The sequence below is a fragment of the Desulfurispirillum alkaliphilum genome (assembly GCF_055378285.1).
This window is the reverse complement of sequence record NZ_AP042405.1, coordinates 2902923-2924703: the sequence shown is the minus strand read 5'-3', so window position 1 is coordinate 2924703 and position 21781 is coordinate 2902923. Positions and strand designations below refer to the sequence as shown.

Annotated in this window: 16 protein-coding genes and 2 tRNA genes; 11 read left to right on the top strand and 7 right to left on the bottom strand. The window is 55.2% G+C overall.

The window, feature by feature from the left end; translation table 11 throughout:
• Positions 1–205 precede the first annotated feature (205 nt).
• Positions 206–1318: a glycoside hydrolase family 3 N-terminal domain-containing protein gene (locus ACZ46I_RS13090; protein WP_013505416.1), complete on the top strand. Its 1113-nt coding sequence runs from the start codon at positions 206–208 to the stop codon at positions 1316–1318.
• A gap of 36 nt (positions 1319–1354) precedes the next feature.
• Here ACZ46I_RS13090 and recJ read toward each other — a convergent pair whose 3' ends face one another.
• Positions 1355–3031: a single-stranded-DNA-specific exonuclease RecJ gene (recJ, locus tag ACZ46I_RS13085; RefSeq protein ID WP_226508727.1), complete on the bottom strand. Its 1677-nt coding sequence runs from the start codon at positions 3029–3031 to the stop codon at positions 1355–1357.
• Positions 3028–4338: a hypothetical protein gene (locus ACZ46I_RS13080; RefSeq protein ID WP_464281028.1), complete on the bottom strand. Its 1311-nt coding sequence runs from the start codon at positions 4336–4338 to the stop codon at positions 3028–3030. The genes recJ and ACZ46I_RS13080 overlap by 4 nt, the downstream gene beginning before the upstream one ends.
• Positions 4339–4473: 135 nt before the next feature.
• Here ACZ46I_RS13080 and tsaB point away from each other — a divergent pair, with 135 nt between their 5' ends.
• Both tsaB and rimI read left to right on the top strand, forming a co-directional pair.
• Positions 4474–5115 (top strand): tRNA (adenosine(37)-N6)-threonylcarbamoyltransferase complex dimerization subunit type 1 TsaB, encoded by a 642-nt coding sequence (gene tsaB / locus ACZ46I_RS13075; RefSeq protein WP_013505419.1) that lies wholly within the window; start codon positions 4474–4476, stop codon positions 5113–5115.
• Positions 5112–5549 (top strand): ribosomal protein S18-alanine N-acetyltransferase, encoded by a 438-nt coding sequence (gene rimI, locus ACZ46I_RS13070; protein ID WP_013505420.1) that lies wholly within the window; start codon positions 5112–5114, stop codon positions 5547–5549. Before tsaB ends, rimI begins: the two co-directional genes overlap by 4 nt.
• 900 nt (positions 5550–6449) lie before the next feature.
• On the opposite strand, the gene ACZ46I_RS13065 is transcribed toward rimI, so the two are convergent.
• Complete coding sequence (locus tag ACZ46I_RS13065; RefSeq protein ID WP_464281027.1) at positions 6450–7106, bottom strand: LexA family transcriptional regulator; 657 nt, start codon at positions 7104–7106, stop codon at positions 6450–6452.
• 358 nt (positions 7107–7464) lie between these two features.
• On the opposite strand from ACZ46I_RS13065, the gene ACZ46I_RS13060 reads away from it, so the two are divergent.
• On the top strand, positions 7465–7830 hold the full coding sequence (locus ACZ46I_RS13060; protein ID WP_013505593.1) for a response regulator: 366 nt from the start codon (positions 7465–7467) through the stop codon (positions 7828–7830).
• 29 nt (positions 7831–7859) lie between these two features.
• Here the strand turns inward: ACZ46I_RS13060 and ACZ46I_RS13055 are convergent, their stop codons facing one another.
• Together ACZ46I_RS13055 and ACZ46I_RS13050 are read right to left on the bottom strand one after the other, a co-directional pair.
• Complete coding sequence (locus ACZ46I_RS13055) at positions 7860–9509, bottom strand: GGDEF domain-containing response regulator (RefSeq protein WP_464281026.1); 1650 nt, start codon at positions 9507–9509, stop codon at positions 7860–7862.
• A gap of 357 nt (positions 9510–9866) precedes the next feature.
• Positions 9867–10190 (bottom strand): transposase, encoded by a 324-nt coding sequence (locus tag ACZ46I_RS13050; RefSeq protein WP_083805927.1) that lies wholly within the window; start codon positions 10188–10190, stop codon positions 9867–9869.
• Positions 10191–10352: 162 nt separating this feature from the next.
• On the opposite strand from ACZ46I_RS13050, the gene ACZ46I_RS13045 reads away from it, so the two are divergent.
• From ACZ46I_RS13045 to ACZ46I_RS13025, 5 genes are all read left to right on the top strand, one after another.
• Positions 10353–12098, top strand: coding sequence for a ribonuclease J (locus ACZ46I_RS13045; protein WP_464281025.1), 1746 nt, complete (start codon positions 10353–10355; stop codon positions 12096–12098).
• A 57-nt stretch (positions 12099–12155) separates the two neighbouring features.
• Entirely contained in the window at positions 12156–12902 is a 747-nt protein-coding gene (locus ACZ46I_RS13040) for a DNA translocase FtsK 4TM domain-containing protein (protein WP_041725930.1), read from the top strand.
• 172 nt (positions 12903–13074) lie between these two features.
• A complete protein-coding gene (locus ACZ46I_RS13035; protein WP_464281024.1) occupies positions 13075–13686 on the top strand; it encodes a response regulator transcription factor in 612 nt (203 codons plus the stop codon).
• Positions 13683–15587 (top strand): extracellular solute-binding protein, encoded by a 1905-nt coding sequence (locus tag ACZ46I_RS13030; RefSeq protein ID WP_464281023.1) that lies wholly within the window; start codon positions 13683–13685, stop codon positions 15585–15587. Before ACZ46I_RS13035 ends, ACZ46I_RS13030 begins: the two co-directional genes overlap by 4 nt.
• A gap of 1 nt (position 15588) precedes the next feature.
• Positions 15589–16665 carry a microcin C ABC transporter permease YejB gene (locus ACZ46I_RS13025; protein ID WP_013505588.1) on the top strand — a complete coding sequence of 359 codons (1077 nt, stop codon included), beginning with the start codon at positions 15589–15591 and terminating at the stop codon, positions 16663–16665.
• A gap of 383 nt (positions 16666–17048) precedes the next feature.
• Here ACZ46I_RS13025 and ACZ46I_RS13020 read toward each other — a convergent pair.
• Both ACZ46I_RS13020 and ACZ46I_RS13015 read right to left on the bottom strand, forming a co-directional pair.
• A tRNA-Met gene (locus tag ACZ46I_RS13020) sits at positions 17049–17125 on the bottom strand.
• Between the two features lie 8 nt (positions 17126–17133).
• Positions 17134–17210 (bottom strand) — tRNA-Met (locus tag ACZ46I_RS13015).
• Positions 17211–17528: 318 nt separating this feature from the next.
• Here ACZ46I_RS13015 and ACZ46I_RS13010 point away from each other — a divergent pair.
• Together ACZ46I_RS13010 and ACZ46I_RS13005 are read left to right on the top strand one after the other, a co-directional pair.
• A complete protein-coding gene (locus tag ACZ46I_RS13010; RefSeq protein WP_013505586.1) occupies positions 17529–17858 on the top strand; it encodes an ArsR/SmtB family transcription factor in 330 nt (109 codons plus the stop codon).
• Positions 17859–18043: 185 nt separating this feature from the next.
• On the top strand, positions 18044–21388 hold the full coding sequence (locus tag ACZ46I_RS13005) for a chemotaxis protein CheB (protein ID WP_464281022.1): 3345 nt from the start codon (positions 18044–18046) through the stop codon (positions 21386–21388).
• The last annotated feature ends 393 nt before the right edge of the window (positions 21389–21781 follow it).

Below are 21781 nucleotides of genomic sequence, written 5' to 3'. Positions count from 1 at the left end.
AAACAAACTGCTTGTCCACGGGGAGCTGACGTGGGGGGCGTCGTGATTCCTGGTTTCTGTCAGAGTCCAGCGTATCTGTGGTACCCTTTCCTGAGAGTTCGCGCCCCGGCAACGACAGTCTGTCGGGGCCGACCCTGATGTGGTGCAGGAGTGAAGGGGTGCTGCTGAAGGCAATATCGCATTTCTGCAGGAAAATGGAGACCTTATGAAACGGTGGCTTCGCTTTGGGATTATCGGACTGACACTGCTTGGTGGGGCCCCTGGCCCTGTTTCCGGCAGTGACATTTCCCTGGAACGGATGGTCGGGCAAATGGTGCTGGCTGGTTTTCGCGGACTGGAAGTGCAGCCGGACGATCCCATCATGCAGGATATCTCCCATGGCTTTGTGGGCGGGGTGATTCTGTTCGATCGGGATGTGCTCACCGGCAGTCGGGAGCGCAATGTGCGTGACCGGGAGCAGCTTTCCCGGCTGATAGCTGATCTGCAGGAACATGCCTCCACGGTTCTGTTCATCGCCATTGATCAGGAAGGGGGGCTGGTCAGCCGTCTGAAGCCGGTTCATGGTTTTGAGGCGCTGGCCTCCCACCGTGAGCTGGGCGAGGGGAGCCCGAGCAGCACCTTTGCGGCGGCCAGCGACATGGCACAGGCCCTGGCCGGGCTTGGTGTCAACCTGAACTTTGCACCGGTGGTGGATGTGAATATGAATCCGGAAAACCCGGTTATCGGCAGCCTGGGACGCAGTTTTTCCGCCGATGCTTCTGCAGTGGCGCGCCATGGGGAGCAGTTCGCCCGGGCCATGGATGCTGCTGGCGTGATTCCTGCCATCAAGCACTTTCCCGGGCACGGCAGCTCTCTGGCGGATTCCCACCTGGGGTTTACGGATATTACGCAGACCTGGAATCCCCATGAGCTCCTGCCCTTCCGGGAAATGATCGCCAATGGATTTGGCGGCATGGTGATGACCGGACACCTGTTCCACCGGGAGCTTGATGCAGAATATCCGGCAACGCTCTCCCGGGTGGTACTCCAGGATCTGCTGCGCCAGGAGCTGGGTTTTACGGGGGTGATTGTCTCCGATGATATGCAGATGAAGGCCATAACCGACCACTTCGGTTTCGAAGAGGCTCTGGAGCGGGCTGTTTATGCCGGGGTGGATATTCTGCTGCTGGGCAACAATCTGGAATATGACCCTCTGGTGGCCCGGCGGGCAGTCAAAGCCATTGTGGAGATGGTGGAGCGGGGAACTCTTCCCCGTGAGCGCATTGAAGCTTCCTACGAGCGAATTCAGGCGCTGAAACGGCAGCTGGAAAAGCCGTGAATATCCCCTGGACTCAAGAGACGGATCTGCTCCTGCTCAGTGGTAGCTGTGATCTTCAATTTGCATCTCCAGGGAGTCCTTTCCCCGGAAGTGGTTCACGCGCAGTTTGAAGCAGAGCTTCACCTGTTTTCCCACTGCCGCCTGCAGATTATTGGAGAAGGCGATGGCCTGGTGGCGTTTGCCTTCGGAGTCCTGGATGGTCAGTCGGCAGTGGCTCCCTTCGCGACCGCACTGGTAGCTGTCCAGCACGGTGAAGTCACCGGAGAATAATGGTTCCGGGTTGCCATTGCCAAAGGGCTCAAGGCGGTTGATGGCATGGGCGGTATCCATGCTGAGCAGAGGTGCTGGCAGGCAGGCGTCGACAGTGCACTTTGCCTTGAAGAGATCTTCCGGAAACCGGGAGAGGTTTTTGAGCAGGTTCTGGCGAAAGGCCTCCAGGTTGCTCTGCTGTATCTGCAGGCCAGCGGCCATGGCGTGGCCACCGAATTTTACCAGGTGGTGGGCGCACTGCTGCAGTTCGTGGTGCAGATCGATGCCGTCAACGGAGCGGCAGCTGGCCTTGAGCGTTCCGTCTTCAAGCTGACTGTAGACGATGCAGGGCCGGTGGTAGCGGGACTTGAGGCGACCGGCCACAATGCCGATCACCCCTTCGTTCCAGCCCCTGGAGCCGACGATGATAGCCCGCTGCTCATGCAGCTTGTGGCGCTGAATCTGCTCCCGGGCCTCTTCCACCATGGATTGCTCCACTTCCTGACGCTGGCGGTTGAGGTCGTCCAGCTGTCGGGCGATGGACAGGGCCTGCTCCCGTTGCGGCTCATCCAGCAGGAACAGCTCCACGCTGTCGCGGGCGTTTTCCATACGCCCGGCGGCATTGACGCGGGGCCCCAGCTGGAATCCCAGCCCGTACACAGACATTTTGCCGGGATCAATTCCGGCCACTTCACACAGAAGCCGCAGTCCGGTGACCGCCTTGTCGGCGAAGAGGCGCAGCCCCTGCTTCACCAGTACACGGTTTTCGTGACGGATTTCCATGACATCGGCAACGGTGGCCAGGCTTGCCAGGGGCAGGTAGGGGGCCAGGCTGAGCTCAGCGCGCCCCATGGTCCGGCGCAGGGCGGTGATCAGCTTCAGCACCACGGCGGCTCCGCAGATGGCATGGGGGTAAGGGCAGTCGGGCCGATGGGGATCCACGATGGCATCGGCTGGTGGCAGCTGGTTTCCGGGCAGGTGGTGATCAGTGATGATGACCTGCTTTCCCAGGGACTTGAGGAAGGCAACTTCATCAATGGCGGTGATGCCGCAGTCCACGGAAATCAGCAGGTGGAAGTCCTGGCTTCTGCTCTCCAGGGCGGCACGGTTCAGGCCGTAGCCTTCGGTGAAGCGGCTGGGGATAAAGTAGTCAACACGGGCTCCCAGTTCACGCAGAAAGCGTACCAGCATGGCGGTTCCCACCGTGCCGTCCACATCAAAATCGCCGTAGACAAGGATGGGAAGCGACTGCTGTATGGCAGCGTCAAGAAGCTCCACCGCTTTTGCCATATCCCGCAGCAGAAAAGGGTCCGCCAGATGGCTGAGGTCAGCCTGCAGGAAGAGGTTACGGTCGTCGTCGCAGCGGTCTGACAGCAGGAGCTCAAGAAGTTCCTCACTGTTGGCGGGCCTGCTGGCATGGGCTATCTGCCACTGGTATCTGGCTCCCTGAATGAGTCTGGTCACAGGTATCCCTCCACAGGTGTGCGTTGTCTCCAGCCGACCCACAGCAGCACGGCCACTTCAGCCAGTTCCCCCAGTATCAGCAGCGCCACACCCAGCAGTGCACCATTGCCCTGAATGCCCAGGCTGAGCATGGCGAGGCTGGCAAGCATGACGCAGAGGATCTTTATGGTGCTTGAAGCGCCGATTCGCAGGGTTTTGAGTTCCCGGGTGGTGGTCGCCTTCAGCAGGTGGTTGGTGCAGTAAAGGATACCATATCCTGTGGTGAGCAGCACGGGCCAGCGCAGATACTCCACCAGGTGCGCTTCTATGGCCATCCATCCGGTCAGCACCGTATGATGAAAGAGAAACTGAATGCTGAGCAGAGCCACGGAAAGCCCTGCCAGCAGGGCGATGGCAAAGAGAACGATCCGGCGCAGGGTTTCGCGGTTTTCTGCCAGGGTGATGACGGTCTGCTGCAGGCTCTGGAAGGGGCCGTAAAAAAGGAAGATAAACCCCCGGACGATGGTGAAGGCGGCCAGACCCAGGGCGCTGTCGGAAAGCCGTGCCACCATGCCGTTGACCAGCAGGGTGCTCAGGTGCTGCATACTCATGGAGTACATGAGGGGCAGGGCGAACCCAATGAGCCGACCGTAACCCATGGGGTCACCTTCCTCAAGGCGGTTCAGCCTGCGCGCAGGCTGCCAGCAGAACAGGACAATGGCCGCAGACTCAATGGCTATGCCACCCAGGAGGCCCAGGGCTCCCACGGCGACACCGTCCAGAAAGTGCAGCAGCATTGGCAGCAGTACCAGCAGGGACCCGATGCGGATGATGACCCCTACAGTGATCAGGGTCGGTTTGCGGCTTTTGGCCAGAATACCCTGCAGGCTGCCGCGCAGCGACGTGAAGAGGGAGAGGGGAATCAGGTAGAGCATGGTATGCACAGCGTATTCGGCAATGTGCCATGGCACCTGGAAGACTTCCACAAAGAGAAAGTTCGCGATTCCCGAAATACTGATCAGACTGACGATGGCGGCAATGAAGACGCCCAGCAGTATTGAGAAGCTCAGCACTGTGCGCAGGCTCTGCCGTCCCCGCACGTAGCTGGCGGCAATATGGGAGTTTGCGTAGCTCAGCGACGCGATGAACAGGTAGAGAGTGATGCCCAGGCCGAAACCGGCCAGGATCTCCACCTGGTTCTCCAGGCGTGCCAGAAAAGCGTTGATGAGCGTGTGGCTGATGCTCATGAACTGCGTGGTGAAGAGCAGGGGTATGGAGAAGAGAATGATTTCCCGATAGGATACGGTTTTTTGCGTCTTGGGATTCATGATTGTGTTATGCTGAGCGCTCCTGATTTGTGCCGCTACGGCGGAATATCAGCCATTGTGGAGCAAGGAAGGTTCTTTTGCAAGTCTGTGCTCTGGTCTTTTGCGGACCAGGAATTTCCCTTTGCAGGTGAATATATGATTTTTGCGCTGGATACCACGGGTGAAGTGTTCTCGGCCTGCCTGATGGAGAAAGCAGGTGGAGAGTACCTGCTGCAGGAAGTGGATACGCGCCGTAAACACGGAGAACTGCTGCCAGCTGCTCTGGAGCAGCTCCTCGCTTCGTCGCAATGCCAATGGGATGATGTCACCGCGGTAGCTCTGGTGAATGGTCCCGGCAGCTTTACCGGTGTGCGGGTGGGAGCGTCTTTTGTGAAGGGCCTGGTTTTCGGGGGTGCGAAGCCGGTATACACCTGCTCGCGCCTTGAGGCGATGCTCCACGGCCTTGATGAGCTGCCGGGGCCAGTGCTGGCTGCTGTGGACGCCAAGCGTTCCCAGGTTTACTGCCGCGGTTTGCGTATTCATGGTCTTGAGGAAGACTGCGCCCTGGATGGCGCTGAGCTGGTGAGACGGACACCCTCCGAGTTTTTTTTCTCCGGTGAGTTGCCAGCAGCATTTCCTGCGGCACTCCGGGATAAACGCATCCACCGGGTTCCCAGCGTGCCGGCTGCCCTCAATGCGGCACGGCTGGCAGTTGCCGGCCAGCTGCCCCGGTATGACGAGTCTGACAGTATTCCCCTGCACTATCTGCGCAAATCCCAGGCAGAGGAGGAGCGATGAGCCTGAAGGTTCGCCTGCTGGATCAGAGTTTTCTGCGGGATATCCATGCCATCGAAGCCTCCCGCTTTACCCACCCCTGGAGCGAGCAGCAGATTGCCGAAGAGATGCGTCACCCCAGAATCATCGCCCTCGGAGCCTTTCATGGCGAATCACTGCTGGGGTACCTGTTTGCCTACCTGCTGCCGGAAGAGCTGCAGCTCAATAATGTTGCGGTTCACAAGGAATTCAGCCGGATGGGCATCGCCACACTGCTGCTTGAGTATCTGGAGCAGCTGGGGAAGGGGGAGGGCTGCCGAGAGATCCTGCTGGAAGTCAACGAAAAGAACTCAGGCGCCATCGCACTGTATGAGAAGCGCGGCTTCAAGGTCACGGGGCGTCGCCGCAAATACTACCGGGATGGCGGCGATGCGGTTCTCATGCAGAAGAAGCTGTGACTGCCGGCGCGAAAGTGACATTATAACTGAAGTTTCGCACCTTGTCGACTTGAGTTAAGGCACTATTATCCTGATGTTTGCCGCACGAAAAACTATATTGATTTTGTATGCTTGACTCATCGAGTATTCCTCGTTTCGTTTACGGATATTGTCCTTTTTGACCACGCAAAAAGGACACAAAAACGCGCCCCCCGAACACCCGTTTATCCGGCTCATTGCTCGCCTGTTCTGGAGATCCGACAGCAGGTTGCTCAAAGAGCCCCATCTGCAGCGTTGCCGAGCATCGCTCGTCACTGCGACGTACAGGAAGTACGCCTTGCTCCTCGCTTTGCCCGCGCCTTGCACCTGAGAACTTTTCAATTGCCTGTGTGTTTTGAGGTATTGAAAGACACTTTCTTTAAAATTATCTTTTCAGAAAAGACAATCTCCTCTCGCAAAGCCGCTGAGAACGCAAAAAAGATGGGCAGCCAAATCAGTTAACCTTGTATTTTTCTCTGCGTCTTCGCGACTTGAGTGAGCGCAGCGAACGGGCGTGAGATCCTGCCTTTCCATTCGCGTTTATACGCGTCTATTCGCGGTAACTTCCGCGTCTTCCGTGGTTAAGCTCTTCCGGTTTCCCCTCCCCACAGTCTTTGCGTGAAATTTCCCCATTCGTGCATATTCGTGTTCATTCGCGGTGGAAACTGCTTTTCCCTTTGCCTTTCTTTGCGCCTTTGTGGGCTTTGTGTGAAAATCTCTTCGTTTTTGAGCAGTCGCTCGTTGCTGCTTTTCCCTGGCGACTTCGCGGCAAGGTGAGGGCAATGTCAAGAGACGCAGTCTGTGTAGAACCATTTTCACCATTACTGCATGTCATCAGGGTCGGCGCCAAAAAACTGCCGTTTCGGAGGTGCGAAAGTGACGTTATAAACGCAGGGTCTGGCTGGCTCGCCAGACCACAAACCCTACCACACAGACCTGCTCGCTGAGTTCAGCGGAGATGGTCTGATCCATGTACGCCTTGTTGTCGCTCATGATTCGCAGTGAGCCGTCGATCAGGCGTTGGACGCGTTTTACCACCAGCTCCCCGTGCAAACGCAGGATATAGATCCCATCGTTGCCGACTTTCTGAAAGCGCTGATCAACCAGGAGAATGTCACCGGCGTAGATGGTCGGTTCCATGCTGTCGCCGCAGACTTCCACCAGGATAAGTGCCTCCTTGTCAAGACCCATGGTCTGCAGCCAGTCCTGGCAGAAGGTCAGATGTGACGCCTGCAGCTTGCTGGCATCACACTTTTCGGGAGACTGGGCGTGGACGACGCTGTATTTCGGCAGGCTGATATGTTGCTGACTGTTCTCTCCACTGAAGCTGGGTGATACGTCTTCGCCGTTCAGGAGCCAGTCCATGCTGGTATTGTACTTCCTGGCAATGGTGTATATCCACTCCAGGGGCATGCTGCCACGTTGTTTGGCACCTGAGACCGATGCCTGTCTGATGTCAAGGGCGCTGGCCAGTTCGGCCTGTGTCTTCCAGCCGGTCACCCTTTGTATCCGTTCCCAGACTTTACTGAATGAATCCATGTGTGCACCTGAGCTGTATTGGGTTGGGGTAGTAGCTGATGCCTGTGATGTTCTGCTGTTGCGTTGGCGAAACTGATTGATATTGCGGTTGACAGATATGGACGTTAGTGCTATCTGTACATTTAATAACTAAAAACATAATTCAGTGAGTAATAAATTAAGTCGGCGTGCGAAAAATTGCGTTTAATCTAAGCTTTACTTGTATGAATTCTAGCATTTCTGCGAATGAAAATCACAAGCTTTTTGCCACGCGAAGGCACTGGGGTTAGTGCGTTATAGTGCCAGTTTATGATGATTTCGTAGCTAATTGATGAGATATGGGAAAGTTTAACCGAAGGTTACTCGGAGAAATAATATCGTGCAGAAGCAGAAGAAGATGAATTGTCATGTGCTGGTTGTGGACTGCGAGGAAGACAGCCGCCGTTTCATGGCCAAGATAATCGGCTCGCTGGTGCAGGAGGTCTCCCAGGTCGCTGATGCCGAGGGATGTCTGCAGGCGGTGCGACAGCTGCAGCCTGATATTGTCGTTCTCAACGTTGGCGTTGGGCTTATTCGCAGTCTGATAAAAGTCATCGGGGAGAGTTCAGTTTCATGTCGTACGCTGGCGGTGGTCAGCTTCTGGGATGAGGCTGACGAGGTGGCTGGTGCCGATGGGGTGCTGGCGAAACCTATCATGAAAAAGGATCTGCTGGGCCTGCTGAAGCAGCTTCAGCCTGGGCAGTAGCTGCTGGATGCCGGAATAAGCTGGTGGTGTCAGCGGTGTGCTGCCGCAATCACCTTGTTGCGCCCCTGGTTTTTGGCGCTGTACAGGGCCTGGTCGGCGCGGTCCACTATTTCCGTGGCATTGCTGAAGTGGGGGAAGGTGGCAATGCCGCAGCTGAAGGTGCACTGAAAGGACTGATCCCCGGCGTGGTGGGTTACCATGGCAAATTTTTCCCGCAGCTCTTCCATGACGCGCTGTCCGTCAGATTCCGTAGTGTCCGGAAAAATGATCACAAACTCCTCTCCCCCATATCTGCCTACCACATCGGTTTTCCGCAGGCGCTGCTGGAGGAAGTGGGAAAGGCTCTTGATGACGCGATCGCCAACCGGGTGTCCATGGGCGTCGTTTACCCGCTTGAAGTGATCGATATCCAGCATGGCAAAGCACAGTGGTGTGTTGGCGCGTTTGGCCCGCTCCAGCAGGATGTCCAGCTGACGTTTGCTTTCCGTGTGGTTGAGCAGCCCTGTGAGTCCGTCGCGCACCATGAGGGAGTGCAGCTGGCGTGAACGCTGCACCCGGCTGGAAACGGCCTGCACCAGATGTGCCGGTTCGATGGGTTTGGTGAGAAAGTCGTCGCCGCCTGTGCTCAGGGCGCTCAGTTGGCGTTCAAAGTCTGTTTCCGCTGACAGGAAGACGATGGGGGTGCTGAAAAAGGCTTCGTGCTGGCGGATGACTTTCGCGAGGTCGTCTCCATCGCACTGGGGCATGTACATGTCCAGCAGGATGAGCTCAGGATGGAAGTCGAGCATGACGTTGAGCATGTCCATGGGGTCATTTACTGTGCGCACGTCCATGCCGGCCTGTTCCAGGGTCAGTGTAAAGAGTTGGGACATGGTGAGGGAGTCGTCCACGACCATGACCCGGTAGGGCTCTTTACTGGGGCAGGTGTCGGTTTTGTTGATCAGGGCGATCACCTGAGTGGCTTCGAAAGGTTTCACCAGAAACGCTTCACCTCCGGCGCGGACACATGCCAGTCGAAGTTTCATGTCATCCAGGTCAGAGCTGATCAGAATGCGTGGGCGCTCGGCAAGGCGACTGGCAGCTTCACTGGCCACCGCAATTCCATTGCCTTTACTCAGTTGGGCGCTGATGACCAGGATGCCGGGCAGGGTCTCGTTCAGGTCGGCCAGGAAGGCAGTGGTGCTGGTGTAGGTGTGTGCCTGCAGGTCGAAGTAACCCATCTGGGTGGCCAGGTTCGTGGCGAATTCCCGGTCGCTGTCGACGATGGCGACCGTCCGGTTAATTGGCTGCGGTTCGGTCTGCTGGGTCATGGTAATACGACTGAAGAGACCTTGGCGCCGATCCGGACGGGAAGCGTGGTGGGCGATAGTGTGCATCATCTGGCTGATTTGAGTGGCAAGGGCTTCTTGCTGGGTTCCCTGGGCGCGTTGCGTTTCTTCGAGGAGCTCTTCCAGTACGCGGGCGCTTTTGCTGAGGGCGGAAAACCCGAAGGTTTTGGCGGAGCCGGCCAGTCCGTGGCATATGGTGCTGATGGTGCTGGTGTGCTCTTCTGACCAGCCCTGTTCGCAGATATTGTTCCAGGCAATCTGGATGCGACTGATTTTTCCTGGCAGCTGGTTGGTGTAGTCGCTGTGCAACTCCTGGATGCGCGATTCGAGGCTGTTGGGTGCCGATTTCACAAGTAGCCTTCCTGTGTTGGTGCGTTGGCGGTGGTGCTGTCCCTGGGATTTTACGGGGAAAATGTATCAATTTTCTGATTTATTGGCAATATAGCACATTCTCTCTGGATTCCCTTGCAGATTTTTTCCATGGCGCAGTGGTTGCAGGTTGTGAGAGCCTATGGGTTCGTGTATAGTTCACAGGGAAAGTGTCAGTGGGACTTTAACAGGCTGCTGAAAAACCCTCATCTGCGGCGTTGCTCGCAGTCGCGCGTCACTGCAACGTACGGGGAGTACGCTTCATTCCTCGCTCCGCGAGCGCCTTGCACCTGAGCATTTTTCAATTGCCTGCGTATTTTGAGGTATTTCAGCAAGCTGTTAAGACGCGAACTGGCGTGAACAGCTTGCAGCTGGTCCTTGGCGCGGCAGTATGCCCATCTGACGCAGGCGGAAGATCAGGCCGCATTGTCTCCAGTACTGAAAGCGGTCGTGAACGGTGCTGGAGGCGCCGAACTCCTTGGGAAGAGATTTCCAGGCACAGCCTGTAGAGCAGATATAGAGTATGGCATTGAATGCCTGACGGTCATCCATGCGAGGTCGTCCAGGCTTTTTTTTACCGGTATGTGGCGGTATCAGTGGTCGGACACGTTCCCACAGGTCGTCAGACACAGGAACCAGAGAGGGGCGAGGGGTATTCTTCATGAAGCTCTCGTATCTCCTTTCCAGTTAAGTTCATCCTTGAATTGCTTTTCGGTTGAATTGTCGCGAACTTGAGCTGCGCTCACATACCCTTGACCGGGAAACTCCGGGATAGCTCCCGTTACAGACGATCTTTCGTCGCAAAATTTATGGTAAAGGTACGCAATGTCACAGCCAAAAAACGAGAAAAGCCCAAGAAGAGGCTCAAAATCACGTCCCCAGCGCCAGCCCCAGTGCAACTCCTCCGGGCAGCCCGGTGCCACGAAATTCGATGGCATCAAAATCACTCCCCTTGGTGGTCTGCGCGAAATAGGGATGAATGTTACCTGTTATGAGACCAGCAAGCACATGATCATTGTCGACTGTGGTCTGATGTTTCCGGAGGAGACCCAGCTGGGTGTCGATGTGGTCATCCCAGACTTCACCTACATTGTCGCCAATGCCAGCAAGGTTCAGGGTCTGTTTATCACCCATGGCCATGAAGATCACATCGGTGCAATCCCCTTCCTGGTTCGGCAGGTGCCGAAGCTGAAGATTTTCGCCACCCGGCTTGTGGCGGGGATGATCCGCCACCGCCTCAAGGAGCGCAATCTGGAAAACGCCGTTACCATTATCGAGGTTGCGGCCAAGGATCGGGTGAATGTCAATGACTTCAGCGTGGAGTTTATTGCCGTGAATCACAGTATCGCTGATGCCTGCGCGCTGGCCATCGACACCCCCCATGGAGTCATCATTCATACTGGTGATTTCAAGATTGACTACACGCCAGTGGATGGACGCGTGATTGATCTGCCCTCTTTTGCCCGCTATGGGGAGAATGGCGTGCTGGCCCTGCTGTCCGACTCCACCAATACGGAATCCGTTGGCATGTCGGCCACGGAAGGGGTGGTACGGCAGGCGCTTGACGAAGAGATAGAAGGCTGCAAGGGCAAGGTGATCGTGTCTGCTTTCAGCTCCAACATTCATCGTATTCAGACGCTCATGGATATTGCCAAGAAGTTTGGCCGCAAGATCGCTTTCGATGGCCGCAGTATCCTCAATAACACCAGGATTGCCCGCGAGACCGGCTATATGCACTTCGAGGACGAGGATATCATTCCCATCAAGGACACCAAGGGCATAGCGCCTCAGAAGCTCATGATCATCACGACCGGCTCCCAGGGGGAAAGCCTGGCGGCACTGCCGCGCATGGCCAATGATGGACACGCCCATGTGAAAATCAAGCCCGGAGATACGATTATCTTCTCCTCCAAGACGATTCCCGGCAACGAGCGCAGTGTCTCGAAACTGGTGAATCAGCTCTTCCTGAAGGGAGCGCGGGTTGTCTACAATAACCGTCGAGTGCACGCTTCCGGTCACGCCTATCAGGAAGAGCAGAAGACCATGATCAATCTGGTGCGTCCCAAGTACTTCATTCCTATCCACGGTGAGTACCGCCACCTCTATCTCCACAGCGAGCTGGCCAAGTCCATGAATATTCCAGACCAGAATATCTTCATCCTGAAGAACGGGCAGCCTCTGTTGCTGAACGAAAAAGAGGGGAAGGTTCTTCCGGAAGAAGTCAACGGGCGGGTATTTATCGATGGTTCAAGCATGGAGGGAGTCGAGGAACCGGTGCTGATGGATCGTCGCAGCCTCGGCAGCCAGGGTATCGCGGTGGTTCACATGGCCATCTCACAGAAGGATGGGGAGCTTGTTTCCGGTCCAAATCTGGTGACCAGTGGTTTTGAACTTTCCGCCCAGACCCGCAAGGAAATCGAAGATGAGATCAAGGAGATATTCTCCAGTACGTACGAGGAAGGTAAGACTCAGCGCCTGCTGCGCATTGACGCGCGACGCATTATCCGTAAATCCATGAAGAAAAAAGCAGACCGCGAACCCTTGGTTCTGCCGGTTATAACGGAGATATAGGCTGCCGGTTTCCGGCAGCACTTTTCTTACTCTCGGTGTAGTGGAGACACAAGCGCGATGAAAGCCTGGATCAGCATCATACTCTTTCTGACCGGAATCTACATCTCTGTCAGCCTCGTTTCCTACCATAGTTACGACCCGACCTTCTCCAAGGCCTTTTATCCTTACGTGGCTGCCGAGATTCAGAATAAGGGTGGACTGATTGGGGCGAATCTGGCGGATCTGCTGATTCAGTTTCTGGGCGTGAGCAGCTGGCTTCTTCCTTTTTTTATCGGCCTTGTGCTCTACCGACTGCTGGCTCGAGCTCCTGTCGAACAGTCAGGCCAGAGGCCAAAGCGTAAAATCGGGCGTAAGATTCTGGCTGTTCCGCTGCTCTTTGTTTCCCAGGGAGCTTTCATTGGCAGTATCTTCGTGATCGACCCCATGTACCCAGCTGAAACCCCCGCTGGCGGAATGCTGGCAGAGGTGAGCGCGTACTACTCGCATCTGTATCTGGGGCAGGCTGGCACGGTGATACTCCATGCCTTTCTCTTCGTGGCAAGCTTCTCGGTTCTGGCTGACATCTCCATCTCCCGCACTGCTTCTGCGCTGAAGAGCGTCTTGCGGCATTTGAATACAGGTTTTTACCGTCTTGTGCGCGAACGCGGCATTCGAGGGAAGCATGAGGGCGAGCAGGCGCGCATACGCCAGCAGTCCATGGAGGAGCTGGCGCTGAGCATTGGCCGTCAGCGCGAAATCAATTCACTGGCCTGTGGCGAGGAGGGCGCAGCCCTGTCGCAGCCGGCGCAGAAAGAGAACCCATAGTCACATATGAATTGTTTTCAGTCCTCCGTGGTTGTGGCAGCGGAGTGAATCTATTTCGCACAAACGAGGATGATTGGGATTGACAGCCTCTGGTGAATACACTATCTTCCAAAATGTATCTGTTGATAGACATGCAACAAGGGGAGGCTTTCGGACTATGGTTACGCCTAATATGCTGAAAAAATATACAGATAAGCTTGGCGTGCTCTACGCCGAAGACAACTCTACCGTGTTGAAGATGACCCGGGATTTTCTGGCGAAGTTCTTCAATCAGGTTGAGGTTGCGCGCAATGGCCAGGAGGCGTTGGATAAGTACAATCCCCAGAAACACGACATTGTGATTATCGATATCAATATGCCGGTTATGAACGGTATCGAGCTGACGCGGCGGATTCTGGAAATCAACCCCGATCAGGCAATATTCATCACCTCTGCCCACAACGACTCTGATTATCTCTTTAACCTCATTACCCTTGGGGTTACCAGTTACATGATGAAGCCTCTCAATAACGAGGTGCTGACCCTGAACCTCTTCAAGGCTGCGAAGAAAATCAGCCGCGACCGTGAAGTCAGGGAAGTGTTGAATTTCATCGAGAATAATGGTGAGATCGAGAAAAACATGCAGGTTATTGGCGATGTGGTCAACTCCCTCAAAGATATTGCCACCTGGAAGCAGCCGACTCCCCAGAGTATCGGGGCGCCACTGCGCAACTCTGTCAACTCGCTGGAGCAGGTGAAATCCAAGCTGTCCCAGCTGCGCTCCATAGTCGCCCTGGGTCGATGAAGTACCGCCTGTGTCTGATCGACATCAGCCACGTGCACAATGTTGCCGGCAGGGCGATGCGCCTTGCCGGAAATTCTCTCGCCCTGGCGCTCTTCTTTTGTGCCACTCTGGTTCCTCTGAGTCTGCAGGCATCTGAGCCGCAGCCCGTGCATGCCATAGCCATGCACGGTGAGCCACGTTATGGTGCAGACTTCAGGCATTTTTCCTACGTGAATCCCGACGCCCCGAAAGGTGGCCGGATATCCCTGCACAGTGTCGGCACTTTCGACAGTCTGAATCCCTTTGTTGAGAGAGGGGTTGCGGACTCCCGGATAACGCTGGTCTATGACTCGCTCCTGGAGCGCTCAGCCGATGAGCCTTTCACGGAGTATGGGTTACTGGCCACGAAAATCATTCTGCCCGACGATCGTTCATGGGTAGAATTCATCCTGCACCCTGACGCTCGATTCCACGATGGTAAACCGGTCACGGCCCATGATGTCGTCTTTACCTTTGAAATACTGCGCACTCAAGGCTCCCCGTTTTATCAGGCCTACTATGGAGATATTGACTCGGTGACGGCGGTGGAAACCAGACGGGTGCGTTTTGAATTCTCTTCTGCCGGCAATATGGAACTCCCGCTGATCGTCGGCCAGGCAGCGATTCTGCCGAAACACTTCTGGGAAGACAAGGATTTCAGCCGATCTTCCACGGTAATTCCGCTGGGCTCCGGTCCCTATCGCGTGGCCCGCGTTGATGCCGGGCGTTCCATAACCTATGAGCGGGTGGAAGACTATTGGGCACGCAATCATCCCATCAAACGAGGCCGTCATAATTTCGATGCCATAACCGTGGATTATTATCGCGATGGTAATGTGGCCCTGGAAGCATTTAAGTCGGGAGCCTATGATTTCCGCCTTGAGAACAACGCTAAGGACTGGGCCGTCAGCTACAGTATTCCCGCTGTAAGGCAGGGGATGATTCAGCGCGAGAACCTGCCACACCGAAACCCCACGGGCATGCAGGGATTTGCCTTGAACACTCGTCGACCAATGTTTACTGACCCCCGGGTGCGTCAGGCTCTCGCCTATCTCTTTGATTTCGAATGGACAAACCGGAACCTTTTTTATAACGCGTATGCTCGCTCCCACAGCTATTTTTCCAATTCCGAAATGGCTGCTGTCGACCTGCCCGGTGCGGCAGAACTGCGGCTGCTTGAACCGTGGCGCGAGCAGTTACCCGATGAAGTGTTTACCCAGGTTTACCGCGCTCCCGAAACCGATGGGTCTGGAGCCATCCGCGATAATATGCGCATTGCGTCCTCGCTGTTGCGGCAGGCAGGCTGGGAGATTCAGGGGGGGCGCCTGACACACCGTTCCAGCGGTAGCACCATGGATATCGAGTTTCTGATTTTTGACACAATCTGGGAGCGGATTATTCAGCCATATCGGCGTAATCTTGAGCGAATGGGCATCGAAAGCAGTATTCGCGTTGTCGATGTCACTCAGTATGTCAATCGGGTGCGCTCCTTCGACTTCGATGTGGTGGTCGCGGTTTTTCCTCAGTCGACCTCGCCGGGGAACGAACAGCGGGATTTCTGGCATTCAGCCTTTGCGGATCAGGAGGGGAGCCGTAATCTCATTGGTATCAAGGACCCGGTGGTCGATGCGCTGGTGGAAAGCATTATCGCGGCATCGGATCGCGAAGAACTTGTTGTCAGCGCTCGCGCCCTCGATCGCGTGCTGCAGTGGGGGCACTATGTCGTCCCGCACTGGCATATTACCAGCTATCGGGTTGCCTACTGGGATCTGTTTGCGAAACCTTCCGAAAATCCTCCCTACGACCTGGCTTTTGATACCTGGTGGGTAGATCCGGAGAAGTCTGCCACCATCACGCGCCAGAGGGGAAGCCGTCAACGTTGACATGGTTCACTATATTCTGCGGCGTCTGCTGCTGATCATTCCGACCCTTTTCGGCATAATGCTGTTGAATTTCATTATAGTTCAGTCTGCACCTGGTGGGCCGGTTGAGCGGGCCATGGCTCAGCTGCACGGTTTCGAAACAGGTATTGGCATGGGGCGGGGCGATGCCGGTGGCTCGGAGGTTTTTCGCGCCGATTCCACGGCGTACCGTGGTGCTCAGGGGATAGATCCCGACCTTCTTCGGCGCATAGAGCGGCAATATGGATTTGACCGTCCAGCCCATGAGCGATTTTGGATCATGATCCGCAGTTACCTGGTCTTTGACTTCGGCGAAAGTTTTTATCGCGAAAAGAGTGTTATGGGGCTGATTATTGAAAAGATGCCGGTTTCCATAACTCTTGGTCTGTGGACAACGTTGCTTGCCTATGCCATTTCCGTCCCCCTGGGTATCGCCAAAGCGCTGCGACACGGCAGTCGTTTTGATGTGTGGAGCAGTACAGTCGTTGTCGTCGGTTACGCAATCCCGAATTTTCTCTTTGCCATAATCCTGATAGTGCTTTTTGCCGGAGGCAGTTACTTCGCCTGGTTTCCCCTGCGGGGGCTGACATCACCACATTTCCATGACCTCTCTTTGGCGGGGAAGGTGGGCGATTACCTGTGGCATATCACGCTGCCGGTACTGGCTTCTGTCGTGAGCAGCTTTGCCACTATGACGATGCTTACCAAGAATTCATTTCTGGATGAGATCAACAAGCAATATGTGATGACGGCACGTGCCAAGGGATTGACGGAAAGAGGTGTTCTCTATGGACATGTCTTTCGTAATGCCATGCTCATCATCATTGCCGGTGTTCCGGCAGCTCTTCTGGGTATTTTCTTGACGGGGTCGCTGCTGATCGAGATTATCTTTTCGCTGGATGGGTTGGGGCTGCTGGGATTTGAAGCGGTTATGAGTCGTGACTACCCGGTGATTTTCGGTACGCTGTATATTTTCACCCTGATAGGCCTGCTCTTGAAACTCGTGGGTGATATTGCCTATATGCTCATTGATCCGCGCATTGATTTTGAGCGCAGGTAGACATGAAAAAAAGCCTGCTGATGGTGTATCCGCAGGCTTCGTGTTCTTGTGTCGGGCCTATACGCCAGTGTTCCAGTTCAGGGCCAGAATAAGGGCGTAGGCGATGCAGGAGAGAAAGAAAAAGATGCGCATGGCATTTCTTTTCAACATTGAGCTTTGTCGTGTTCGCTTCATGAAAAACGACTCCTCCAGGGTAGTTGACTCAGGGGCATGATATAAAAAAAAGAAAATGTGTCAATATGTTTTATCGTGGAGAGTCGAATTTCAGTCACGGAAATTGAGGGTATGTGTGTCAGTTGATTACAGAGTCGTCACAGAAGCAATAAAAAAGCAGACAATTTGCTTGTCTGCTTTTTTTATTGCATGGAACTAAATGGCAGAAATGGTGGCGGTGCGGTGGGTCGAACACCGGACGCCCCGGATATGAGCCGGGTCCTCTAACCAGCTGAGGTACACCGCCGGAAATGTTGGTTGCGGGGGCCGGATTTGAACCGACGACCTTCGGGTTATGAGCCCGACGAGCTACCAGGCTGCTCTACCCCGCGACAACGAGTGAGGGTTATAGCAGTGTGAAAATGAGATGTCAACAGTTTTTGTGCGCAGAAGTCATCTTGCCGGGAGCGATGTCGTAAGTCCTTGTGAATGATGAGGTAAGAGTTGCTGAGAGATCGCCAGGGGGATTTCCTACTTTTCCTATCAATTTTATCTTTATTAATTCATGGCGCTTTGGTAATATGGTGAAGCTGAAAATGGAAAAGCGACGTATCGGCAGTATATGTTTTCAGCGCTGTGAGGATTTTTTCATGTGCCCTTTGGACATAAGCACATTACCAACTGAAGAATTGGAAGTTCAGGAGCTGCCCGTGTCAGAAAAATGCAGTGATTACGATTTTATTGCCCAGGTTGCCAAAGCGCTGGCACACCCCACGCGCCTCTTTATTCTTGAGCTGGTTGCCCGCGAGAGGATCTGTGTTCAGGATATTGTGGACAAGACCCCCTATGACCAGTCCACCATATCAAAGCACCTTTCCATACTCTCGTCCATTGGCATCGTCAGCTACGAAAAAGAGGGTCAGAAGATTTACTACAGCATCAAGCATCCCTGTATCATGAATTTTTTCACGTGCGCACGGGTATTTCTGGACGAAGAAACCTCCAGTAAGCAGAACATGCTGAACTACTGCCTCAGGTAAACATTGACGTTTGCCGGTTCTTTCTCGCGCGCTTTCGAGAATTTCCCCTGCCATGACGACAGAGCTTGTATTTTTCGATGGTTGCAGCATTCCGGAAAGTGGCGTATAACCTGACTGATGCCTGTTATTCACAGGGGAATGTCAGCGACGCGGCTCAGTGCGCGTCCACGCCGCAAGAGGTGAGTGTGGAACGGTCAGCAGGCGCCAGGAAATCCGGGAAGAGTACCCTCATAGTCGTTGGTGTTGGAGCCAGTGCTGGTGGCCTTGAAGCGCTGAAGTTATTTGTCGCCCATCTTCCTCCCCAGGCTCCCATCGCCTATGTCATCGTCCAGCATCTCAGTCCGACCTACAGAACCATGCTTGTGTCCCTGCTCGGCAAGGACAGCACCATTGAAGTCAGCGAAGCTGCCCATGGCGAGCGACTGTCCCAGGGCAGAATCTACATCACCCCTCCCAATCACGATATTACTCTGCGCAAAAATCGCATTCAGCTGCACCTGCCTGGCGCCCACTCCGTAGGGCCGCGACCATCGGTGGATCTCTTTCTGCAATCCCTCGCCCAGGAGTTTGGGAACCACGCCATTGGCGTTATTCTTTCCGGCACCGGCTCCGATGGCTCTGTGGGAGTCCGCGCCATAAAAGCAGGTGGTGGCATTACCATTGCCCAGCAGCCCGATACGGCCAAGTATGACGGCATGCCCACGAATGCCATAGCCACGGGGCACATTGATATTATCCTGCCACCGGAAGCAATTGGCCAGGAGCTTGTTGAGATTTTCCGCATCAGTGGCGAAGTGGCTCTTCCCCCACGCTCACGCAAGGCTCCTTCTGACATGGAGCAGATTTTCCAGCAGCTTCTGCAGCATTCCGGTGTCGACTTCACCCACTACAAACTTTCCACCATCAACCGGCGCCTTGAACGGCGCATGGCCGCCTTGAAAATCAGCAGCCTTGGCAGCTATGTGAAGCACCTGGCCCAATGTGAAGGAGAGCAGGAAAAGTTATTTCGGGATATGCTGATCAGTGTCACGTCGTTTTTCCGCGACTCACAGGCCTTTGCCGCTCTGGAAGACGTCATGGCGGATCTCCTGAAAAAGCAGGCCCCCGGCGCACCCATCCGGGTATGGGTGCCGGGCTGCTCCACCGGTGAAGAGGCGTACAGCATAGCCATGGTGATCTGCAATATTCTGGGCGGCGATCACCGCAAGAGCCAGGTACAGATATTTGCCACCGACATTGATCAGGATGCCCTTGTCATCGCCAGACGCGGCCATTACGCCCATGTGCAGCTCGCTGCCATGGACGGCGATATGGTCAATCGATACTTCATCAGTCGCGGAGCTTCACTTGAAGTCAGCAAAACCATCCGCGAGATGGTGGTCTTTTCCCGGCACGATATCATCAAGGATCCACCCTTTCTGCGCATGAACCTGGTCAGTTGCCGTAACCTTCTGGTTTCGCTGAATCAGCCCCTGCAGCGAAAGACCCTTGCGCTCTTTTCCTACGCCTTGAACCCGTCGGGAGTACTGTTTACCGGCAAATCGGAGAGCCTGAGCGCCTTTGACGATCTCTTTGAGCCGCTGGATCGGGAGAATAATATCTATCGGCGGATCCATGGTGCCCGAGTCGCACCCTACGGACGTTTGATGGCAGGAGCTCTGTTGCGGCAGCAGACAAGGCCGCAACCACCGGAACGAACCGCCCAGAGCCTTGAGGACCACGTCAAGGACGCTGTGATGCGCAGCATGATGCACAAGTGGCTGCTGCTTGACCACGACCTGAATATTGTGCACGTGCAGGGAGATGTCAGCCACTATATCAGTATTCGCCACGGGGATTTCAGCGGGAACATCCTGGGCATGCTGCGCAAGGAGCTGCGTAATGACCTGCGTCTGGCCATGAGCAGGGTCAGGAAAAGTCAGCATCCTTTCAGTGGACGCACGACATTGTTGCCCCTTTCCCAGGCCGAGGCGATCAGCATGCGCATCAAAGTCATCCCCGTGTTGCGGGAGAATCACTGGCAGTACCTGCTCTGGTTTGACGAGGATGAAGGCATTGTCAGTCGCCATGAAGTTGCGAACCTGCCCGGAGATGGCAACGAGCTGGACGCTGAGCTGGTGCGCGAGATGCAGGATGAACTCATCTCCGTGCGGGAACACCTGCAGACGGTTATTGAGGAACTGGAAACTTCTAACGAGGAACTGCAGTCCCTCAATGAAGAGTTGCAGTCCTCCAACGAGGAGTTGCAGGCCTCCAATGAAGAGCTGGAGACCACCAATGAAGAGCTGCAATCGACCCATGCTGAGCTGAAAGCCATTCATAACGAAAAGGAGCGGCACCGCCTGCAGCTGCTGGAGAAAACCCGTGAACTGGAAAAGTCCCGCAGCATCATCTCGCGCAACCGCATGCGCCTTTCCATGGCTCAGCGCATCGCCCAGGTGGGTGGCTGGGAGATGGAGCCAGCCTCCATGCAGCTGCACCTTACCCGCGAGCACCAGGAGCTTCTTGGCATGGTCACCAAAGGCGACACACTCACCCTGGAGCTGGATGAATATATTCGCAAGCATATTCACCCCGATGACTGGTCACGGTATCGCAGTCATATGCAAGCCGCAGCCCGGCAGGCCTCCCAGGTCGACTACCATGGTGAGCTCGAATACCGGGCGCTGCGCTGTGATAAACAGATGATCCACCTCCACGACCACGTGATCGGATTCCGTGACAGCAGTGCGGCTTTGCCCAGTATCTTTGGGGCCACCCGCGATATCAGCCGTCACAAGGAGACGGAGATCATGCTGCTGGAATCCCGTAACCGCTCGGAATTGGCCAATCGCGTCAAGAGCCAGTTCATGGCCAACATGAGCCACGAGTTGCGCACCCCCCTCAACGCCATTATCGGCTACAGCGAAATGCTTCAGGAAGAGTACCGTTCAGACCCCCAGGGGCAGATCTACCAGGATATGGAGCGTGTGCAGAAAGCCGGGCGTCAGCTGCTGCAGATCATCAACGACATTCTGGATATGGCTGACCTGGAAAGTCAGACCGCGCAGCTGCAGGCCGAGTCCTTCGATATCTGCAGCGAAGCCCGGCAGGTAGCCCAAAGCGTCCAGGCGGCTATCCACAAGAATGGGAATACCCTTGACGTGCGCTGCGATGAGAACATCGGAACCATGTACAGTGATCGGCAGAAAATCCGCCAGGTGCTGATCCACCTGCTGAATAATGCCGGCCGCTTCACGGAAAACGGCCAGGTTGCACTGACCGTCAGTGCGGAGCAGCGCCACAGCGAACCGTGGGTACTCCTGCGCGTTCGGGACACCGGCATAGGTATTGATCCCAGTATCCATGAGCAGATCTTCGAGCCCTTTACCCTGGGGGACTCTTCAAGCACCCGCCTCTACGGTGGCAGTGGCCTCGGCCTTTCCATCAGCAGGCGCTTTTGTGAAATGATGGGTGGCGCCATTACCCTGCAAAGCGAGGCAGGCAAAGGCGCAGAGTTCACCGTCGCCCTGCCCCTCAACCTTCCCTGATTCTTCTCCTCCTGCCGCTTCCTTCCCGGTTGTTATCCCAAGTAGCACTTCTCGACCCAGTTAAAAGGGTAACCGTTTGGTTTAATTGGTAGCATTGTCTGATATCTGTCATTTTGAAACAACCCCTTGACTTTGGCTACCATGCCCTTAATAATTAGAACGTCGTTTTGAAATTTTGGGGTAATCAAAATGAAGGAGGGTGACATGAAGCGATTATTCAAAGTATCACAGGGGCTGGTGATGGTCGCGGTCGCGATGCTGCTGGCGGCCGGGTGCGGCAGTAGCAGTAGTGACAGACCAGATCGAGGTGGTCCAGGAGGCTCAGGCGAAAGGCCATTAACAATACAGTTGGCAGGCTTGGTGGCGAAACCCGTTACAGCTCGGCTTGTCAGT